This window comes from Mesorhizobium sp. M4A.F.Ca.ET.020.02.1.1 (genome assembly GCF_004022645.1).
Lineage (GTDB): Bacteria > Pseudomonadota > Alphaproteobacteria > Rhizobiales > Rhizobiaceae > Mesorhizobium.
In genome coordinates, this window is sequence record NZ_RZOI01000326.1 from 1 (window position 1) to 6,469 (window position 6,469).

Sequence of the window (6,469 nt, forward strand, 5' to 3'; positions counted from 1 at the left end):
CCAGCGGCACCGCCAGCACGGCGACCGTCGCGACCAGCCTGATCGCGACCAAAGGCCGCGCGACCGCGCCTGACGGAACCGCGGCACCCAGGCGCAGGATGCGACGGCCGATTTCGGCGCGCGCCTCCTCGGCCTCGGCCGGCTGGATCAGGCCGCGCGCCACGTCGCGGTCGAGCTCGGACAGCTGGTCGCGATAGACTTCAAGATCGTTATCACCGGCGCCGGACTCATCCTTGCCGGCGCCGGCCAAAGGCAGCAGCACTGCCAGGCTGGCGCCCAGCGTGAGGATGGCGGCTATGACCCAGAACAGCATGGTTCTTCCAATAACGGCAGAGCCCTGCCCTGCCAACTCAGGCACACTGCGACGCTTTGGCGGCCAATGCGCCGCCCGTCCTTGATCGACGTCAACCGGACAGATTCTAACCGGGCAAAATGTCAGGTCAGCGGCGTCCAGCTGCCGTCGCCGTTGCGGCAGGCGGTGCCGCGCGCCGTGGCGCTGGCAGCGCCGGTGAACACGGTGTGGGTGTATTGCCGGCAGTCCTGCGAGCCTACCCGGTAAGGCTGGGCGGCGACGACTTCGCCGGAATGGCCGGTGCTCTCGCTCTTCCAGGTCACCTTCTGGCCGCTCGCCGTATATTCGAGCGCCTTGTATTCGGCTTCCAGCGCCTTGCGCTTGTCGGTGTCGTCAAGGCTGGAGCCGATCGATCCGCCGACAAGGCCGCCGTTCATGGCCGAAATGATGGTGGTGGCCACCTTGCCGCCGGCCGGGGGCGCGGCAGCCAGCGACGGCTTCGCGTCAGGGCCGCTGCGACCCAGCGTCGTGCAGCCGGAAACGGCCAGCAGTACGGAAACGAGCGCGACGCGAATCTTCATGCCAACAACCGGTTTTCTCGAGAAGGATGAGCTGGGGGCGGCGCCATCGGGAAAATAGGCGTGGCCATAGTGTTGATATTTGTCGGAAATTTGGCCGCGGCCGGCGACCTACGAAGCAATCGAAACGGCGCATACCATGCGCCGCCCATCGATGTCGACCGGGCCCGGCAAGGTATCACTGAAGGCTCCGCAATCGCACCACCGCCTTCAGCCCACCCATGGCGGAACGCTCCAGCGCAAGTGCGCCGCCATATTCGTTGACGAGGTCGGCCACAATGGCGAGCCCCAGCCCGGTGCCGGGCTTGGTCTCGTCGAGCCGGCGGCCGCGCTTCAGCGCCTCGCGCGCGCTGTCCTCGGGAATGCCCGGACCGTCATCCTCGATAGCGATCTCGAACAGGTTTGCGCCGACGCCGTCCTTGCCCGAAACCGGCGCCACCGATACGGCGACGGCGCGCTTCGCCCATTTCATAGCGTTGTCGAGGAGGTTGCCCAGCAGCTCCTCCAGATCCTCGCGCTCGCCGCCAAAGATGATCTCGGTAGCCGGCAGCGACAGCGTGAGACTGGTTTCGGGCTTGAGCTTCTGCAGCACGCGGACCATGCGCTGCACCAGCGGCGCCACCGGCGTGCGGTAGACGACGCTGTCGCGCTGTGCGGCGACGCGCGCCCGCTGCAGATAGTGGTCGACCTGCTTCTGCATCGAGGCGGCCTGCTCGGCGATGAGCTGCCCCTTGGCGCCGCCCAGCGCTCGGCCCTCGTTGAGGAGCACCGCGAGCGGCGTCTTCAGCGAATGGGCAAGGTTGCCGACCTGCGTGCGCGAGCGCTCGACGATGCGCTTGTTGTTCTCGATCAGCGCGTTGGTCTCGTTGGCGAGCGGCTCGATCTCGGCCGGGAAGCGGCCATCGAGCCGCTGCGCAGTGCCTTCGCGCACCATGGCCAGCGCGTTGCGCACCCGGCGCAAGGGCTGCAGGCCGATCAGGATGGCGATGGCGTTGATGGCGATCATGCCGACGCCGAACAGCGACAGATAGGTGAGCAGCCGGCGCTGGAAGCTGGCGATCTCCTGCTCCAGTTCGGTATGGTTGCCCATAACGCGGAAGCGCGCGGCGCGGTTCTTGGCGTCGAGGACGAACTCGCTCTCGAACACTTCGAGCTCCTCGCCCTTGATGCCTTCGGTCGAGTAGCTGCGCTGGAAGTTCGCGTTGAACGGAACCTCGGCGACGGAAGGCGACAGGACGGACGTCGTCATTGAGGAGGAATGGATCTCGCCATGGACGCCCTCGGAGGCCGGCTCCACCGACCAGTACCAGCCGGAATTCGGCTCGGAAAAGCGCAGGTCGCCAAGATCCGGCGCGCCGGTGAGCGCCCCATTTTCGGAAATGCCGACCGAGCCGATCAGATTGAACAGATGCGCCGACAAGAGGCTGTCGAAACCGCGCTCGCTCGCCTGGCGGTAAAGCGTGGTGATGAGGGTGAAGATGACGACCAGGGTCAGGATCGCCCAGATGGTCGAGAAAGCAATGACGCGGAAAGCCAGCGAGCGCGGCCATAGCCGAGCCGAAAAAGGTTTCCTTGCGATTGTAGCGAGCGGTTCCGCCTTACGCCTCCGGCTCACGCATGCGGTAGCCCATGCCGCGCACGGTTTCGATCATGTCGATGCCCATTTTCTTGCGCAACCGGCCGACGAAGACCTCGATGGTGTTGGAATCGCGGTCGAAATCCTGGTCGTAAAGGTGTTCGACCAGCTCGGTGCGCGACACCACCTCGCCCATGTGGTGCATCAGGTAGGCAAGCAGGCGAAATTCGTGCGAGGTCAGCTTCAACGGCACGCCGTCGACATCGGCCTTCGAGGCCTTGGTGTCGAGGCGCAGCGGCCCGCAGGTCAGTTCCGACGAGGCATGGCCGGCGGCGCGCCGGATCAGCGCCCTGACCCGCGCCAGCACTTCCTCAATGTGGAAGGGCTTGGTGACATAGTCGTCGGCACCGGCGTCGATGCCGGCCACCTTGTCGCTCCAGCGGTCGCGCGCGGTGAGGATCAGCACCGGCATCTTGCGGCCGCCGCGGCGCCAGCGCTCGACCACGCTGATACCGTCCATTTGCGGCAGGCCGATATCAAGGACGACGGCGTCGTAGGGCTCGGTGTCGCCGAGGAAATGCCCTTCCTCGCCATCGAAGGCGCGGTCAACGACATAGCCGGCATCGATCAGCGCATCCGACACCTGTCGGTTGAGATCCTTGTCATCTTCGACGACGAGCACACGCATGCCGGAGTTCAAACCTCTTGACGTTCAGCGCAGATATACTGCGATTCCAACAGCTTGGGAAACTTCGATATCAATTCAGCGGAACGACGATCTCGGTGCGGCGCGGGCGCTGCCCATCCTTGCCGGGCACCAGCACGACGATGACGCAGACCGCCTGGCCGCCACGCGTCGCCTGCGAGGCCTTGGCCAGCGTGCCGCCATTCTGCGCCGCCACCTGCTGGCCGATCGCATAGCAGTCCGACGCCGCGACCACGAAGGGCTGCGTGTCGTCAGGCGCGATGGCCGGAGCCGACATCGCCTGCGACGCGAGCAGACCGGCTGCTGCGAGCGCCAGCATCGCGGTTCGGAGATGGGTGCGAAGCGTTTTCATGACAGGCGTTGTAACGCATCGGTGCTGAACGTGAAATGAACGGTAACCGCCTGAAAAACCATGCCTGCAAACACCCCCTGAGCCGCAAAGCCGAGCATTGCGATCTGCCGTTCCCCCCTCAGGCCCGGTGCCGGGCTCATAACCGGAAAACCGCCGTCACGGCTATTGTTTTCGGATGCGGAACTTCCGCCTTTCCCTAGCTAGGATACGAAGGCCCGACGACCAGAGGAGCACGCTATGCGACGTGAACAACTTGCCGAACTTTACCGAGGCTACATCGCGTGTCTCAACGCCCAGGACTGGGCCAATCTAGGCCGGTTCGTCGGCGAGGCGGTGCAGTACAATGGCGAAACGGTGGGACTGTCGGGCTATCGCCGCATGCTCGAAGGCGATTTCCAGGCCATTCCCGATCTCCGTTTCAGCATCGAACTCCTGGTTTGCGAGCCGCCGCGCGTGGCTGCCCGCCTGCATTTCGACTGCACCCCCAAAGGCAGGTTGTTCGGATTGCCCGTGAACGGCAAGCGGGTCAGCTTCGCCGAGAACGTGTTCTACGAATTTCGCGATGCGCACATATGCGAGGTCTGGTCGGTCATCGACAAGGCCGAGATCGCGGCTCAGCTTTAATGCGATCCGTCAGGCGTCTTCCCGCGTGACGGCGCGGAAGCGCAGCAATCCATGATGGACCGCAAGGTCCTCGTCGTAGCGAGCCTCGGCGAACTCCAGCGACAGGCGTGTTTGCCCGCGCGGACCGATGGACAGCGCCGCTCCCGCAAGGCGCGCCTCGATGCGATTCATGATGAGGCGCGTTTCAGCCTCGCCTTGGGCCTTCGACCAGACATGCAGCGTGACAAGCTGATCGGCGTCGTTGTCGGCGCCGGTGTCCTGGTTGAAGGCGCTGGTGTGGCCGCATGTCACATAGGGGAAGGCAGCGTTCTCGGTTGCCCGCTCGAGCAGGCCGGCGCCACCCAGCAGCGCCGTCAGCTTCGCGTCACTCTTCAATCTCTGGAACAAGGCCTGCAGCAAATCGTCGGGCGCCGTCATCGTCGTCTCCGCTCGCCAGTCACGCCTTGGACAATTCCTTGCGCCGCCAAAAGTCTTCACATGCAGCGTAGCCGCGTCGCAAGACCCGCGCCAGACTGCATGATACTTCCTGTCCGGATGATGAATGGCCTGGCGTCAGGAATGCCGGTCGCCTTGCGGCCATTCCGCAAGGCTGGACTGATCTCCGTCAAGACACCGGCGCAGCGCCGCCCTCCTCGGTGCGTCGGGCGATGAACTCGTCGAGCACGCCGGCCGAGGCGGCGGCCGAAGCCGGCGGCTGGAAGTCGGCGAGCAGCCGCTTCCAGATGCCGGTAGCGCGCTCGGTGGCGCTCTTCGAACCGGCCTGCGTCCAGTTGCCGAAGTTCGACCAGTCGGCGACCAGCGGCTCGTAGAAGGCGGTGCGGTAGCGCGCCATGGTGTGACCGGCGGAGAAGAAATGGCCGCCCGGTTGCACCTCCGCGATGGCCTCGAAGCCGATGGAATCCTCGTCGCCGGGTGTCCTCGCGCAAAGCTCGGCGACCGTCTGCAGCGCCTCGATGTCGGTGATCAGCTTCTCGTAGGAGACGCTCAGCCCCCCTTCCAGCCAGCCGGCGGCGTGGATGCAGACGGTGGCGCCGGCCAGTACCGAGCCCCACAGCGCGAATTGCGTCTCATGCGCGGCCTGAGCGTCGGAAATGTTGGCGGCGCTGCCGCCGCCGGAGCGCCAGGGCAGGCCGGTGAAGCGGGCGAGCTGGCCGGCGCCGAGCGTCGCCTTGACGTGCTCGGGCGTGCCGAAGGCCGGCGCGCCCGACTTCATGTCGACATTGGAGGAGAAGGAGCCGTAGACGACCGGCGCCCCGGGTCGCACGATCTGCGCCAGCGTCAGCCCGGCCAGCGCCTCGGCATGCTGCAGCGTCAGCGCGCCGGCGACCGTGATCGGCGCCATGGCGCCAGCCAGGCAGAAGGGCGTGATGATCGAGACCTGGCCGGCCCTGGCGAAATCGATGATGCCTTGCGCCATCGGGATGTCGAGCTGGCGTGGCGAATTGGTGTTGATGACGGTGTAGCAATGAGCGCCGGCGCGGAACTCGTCCTCGGAGAGGCCGCGCGCCAGGCGGACCATCTCGAAACTGTCGTCGACCTGCAGCGTGCCGCGCGCGAAGACGAACGGGAACTTGTCGGAGAGCGTCAGCTGCGCCCGGTTGACGGCATAGTGACGGAAGCGGTTGTCGACATCCTGCGGCTCGATCGAGGGACAAAGCATGTGCAGCACGTCGAAATGCTGGATGAGCTTGGTCAGTTCCTTGTAGGCGGCCAACGTGCCCGGCCGCCGGCCGCGTTCGAGATCGGTGACGTTGGGCGCGCCGGCCCCGGCGAGGAAGGTCATCGAGCCCAGTTCAAGCATCAGATCGCGATCGCGCGCGCCGCCATGGGCCAGGATCGAGCGCGGCGCCGAGGCCAGTGCCGCCTCGACCAAGTCGCGGCCGATGCGCACCATCTGGCTGTCCTCGTCGACCAGCGCGCCGGCGCCGGCCAAGACATGCCGCGCTTCCGGCAGCAGCACCTTGATGCCGAGTTCCTCCAGCACGCGCAGCGCCGTGTCGTGGATCGCCGCGACCTGGTCTTCGGAGAAGATCGGCTGCGGCAGGAACGGGTTCTTGAGCGACCGGTAGTCCGGCCGGCGGCTTGACTCGCTGCCCGCCTCGCCGGTGCGTCCACGCCGGCGTTCGCGCCTCAAATCGCGTGCGACATCTTCAACCATGGCAGATCCTCCTTGGAACAGGATGACTTTTCTTCGAAGCGTCATCCCGTTCCATCTTATCCTCTTGTTTGAGCATGATCTTTTCCGAAAACCGGTTCCCACTTTTCGGGATCATCCTCTATTGCCGCATCGCTTTGCCGTCGGGGTCGTGGGGTGAGGCGGGGATGATGCGCGCCGGCCGTT

8 protein-coding genes are annotated in these 6,469 nt (G+C 65.6%); 1 reads left to right on the top strand and 7 read right to left on the bottom strand.

The window, feature by feature from the left end; translation table 11 throughout:
• The 5 genes from ccmI to EN742_RS19865 all read right to left on the bottom strand — a co-directional run.
• On the bottom strand, positions 1-313 hold a 313-nt coding region (ccmI, locus tag EN742_RS19845), incomplete at its 3' end, for a c-type cytochrome biogenesis protein CcmI (protein ID WP_128333180.1).
• Between the two features lie 122 nt (positions 314-435).
• Positions 436-873 carry an RT0821/Lpp0805 family surface protein gene (locus tag EN742_RS19850; protein WP_126055764.1) on the bottom strand — a complete coding sequence of 146 codons (438 nt, stop codon included), beginning with the start codon at positions 871-873 and terminating at the stop codon, positions 436-438.
• 175 nt (positions 874-1,048) lie between these two features.
• The gene (locus EN742_RS19855; RefSeq protein WP_126055765.1) at positions 1,049-2,485 is read right to left on the bottom strand and encodes an ATP-binding protein; all 1,437 of its coding nucleotides are present in this window, start codon (positions 2,483-2,485) and stop codon (positions 1,049-1,051) included.
• Complete coding sequence (locus tag EN742_RS19860; protein ID WP_126055766.1) at positions 2,469-3,134, bottom strand: response regulator transcription factor; 666 nt, start codon at positions 3,132-3,134, stop codon at positions 2,469-2,471. Before EN742_RS19860 ends, EN742_RS19855 begins: the two co-directional genes overlap by 17 nt.
• Positions 3,135-3,204: 70 nt before the next feature.
• Positions 3,205-3,504 (bottom strand): hypothetical protein, encoded by a 300-nt coding sequence (locus EN742_RS19865; protein WP_126055767.1) that lies wholly within the window; start codon positions 3,502-3,504, stop codon positions 3,205-3,207.
• A gap of 237 nt (positions 3,505-3,741) precedes the next feature.
• Between EN742_RS19865 and EN742_RS19870 the strand changes: the two genes are divergently transcribed.
• Complete coding sequence (locus EN742_RS19870) at positions 3,742-4,128, top strand: ester cyclase (protein ID WP_126055768.1); 387 nt, start codon at positions 3,742-3,744, stop codon at positions 4,126-4,128.
• A 9-nt stretch (positions 4,129-4,137) separates the two neighbouring features.
• On the opposite strand, the gene EN742_RS19875 is transcribed toward EN742_RS19870, so the two are convergent.
• Both EN742_RS19875 and EN742_RS19880 read right to left on the bottom strand, forming a co-directional pair.
• Positions 4,138-4,545: a DUF3168 domain-containing protein gene (locus tag EN742_RS19875; protein ID WP_126055769.1), complete on the bottom strand. Its 408-nt coding sequence runs from the start codon at positions 4,543-4,545 to the stop codon at positions 4,138-4,140.
• A 187-nt stretch (positions 4,546-4,732) separates the two neighbouring features.
• Positions 4,733-6,286 (bottom strand): trimethylamine methyltransferase family protein, encoded by a 1,554-nt coding sequence (locus tag EN742_RS19880; protein ID WP_128333181.1) that lies wholly within the window; start codon positions 6,284-6,286, stop codon positions 4,733-4,735.
• Positions 6,287-6,469 lie beyond the last annotated feature (183 nt).

Excerpts from the sequence above, each read along its gene's own strand:
- EN742_RS19850 (WP_126055764.1), bottom strand. The coding sequence starts at position 873 with ATGAAGATTCGCGTCGCGCTCGTTTCCGTACTGCTGGCCGTTTCCGGC.
- EN742_RS19860 (WP_126055766.1), bottom strand. The coding sequence starts at position 3,134 with ATGCGTGTGCTCGTCGTCGAAGATGACAAGGATCTCAACCGACAGGTG.
- EN742_RS19865 (WP_126055767.1), bottom strand. The coding sequence starts at position 3,504 with ATGAAAACGCTTCGCACCCATCTCCGAACCGCGATGCTGGCGCTCGCA.
- EN742_RS19870 (WP_126055768.1), top strand. The coding sequence starts at position 3,742 with ATGCGACGTGAACAACTTGCCGAACTTTACCGAGGCTACATCGCGTGT.
- EN742_RS19875 (WP_126055769.1), bottom strand. The coding sequence starts at position 4,545 with ATGACGGCGCCCGACGATTTGCTGCAGGCCTTGTTCCAGAGATTGAAG.
- EN742_RS19880 (WP_128333181.1), bottom strand. The coding sequence starts at position 6,286 with ATGGTTGAAGATGTCGCACGCGATTTGAGGCGCGAACGCCGGCGTGGA.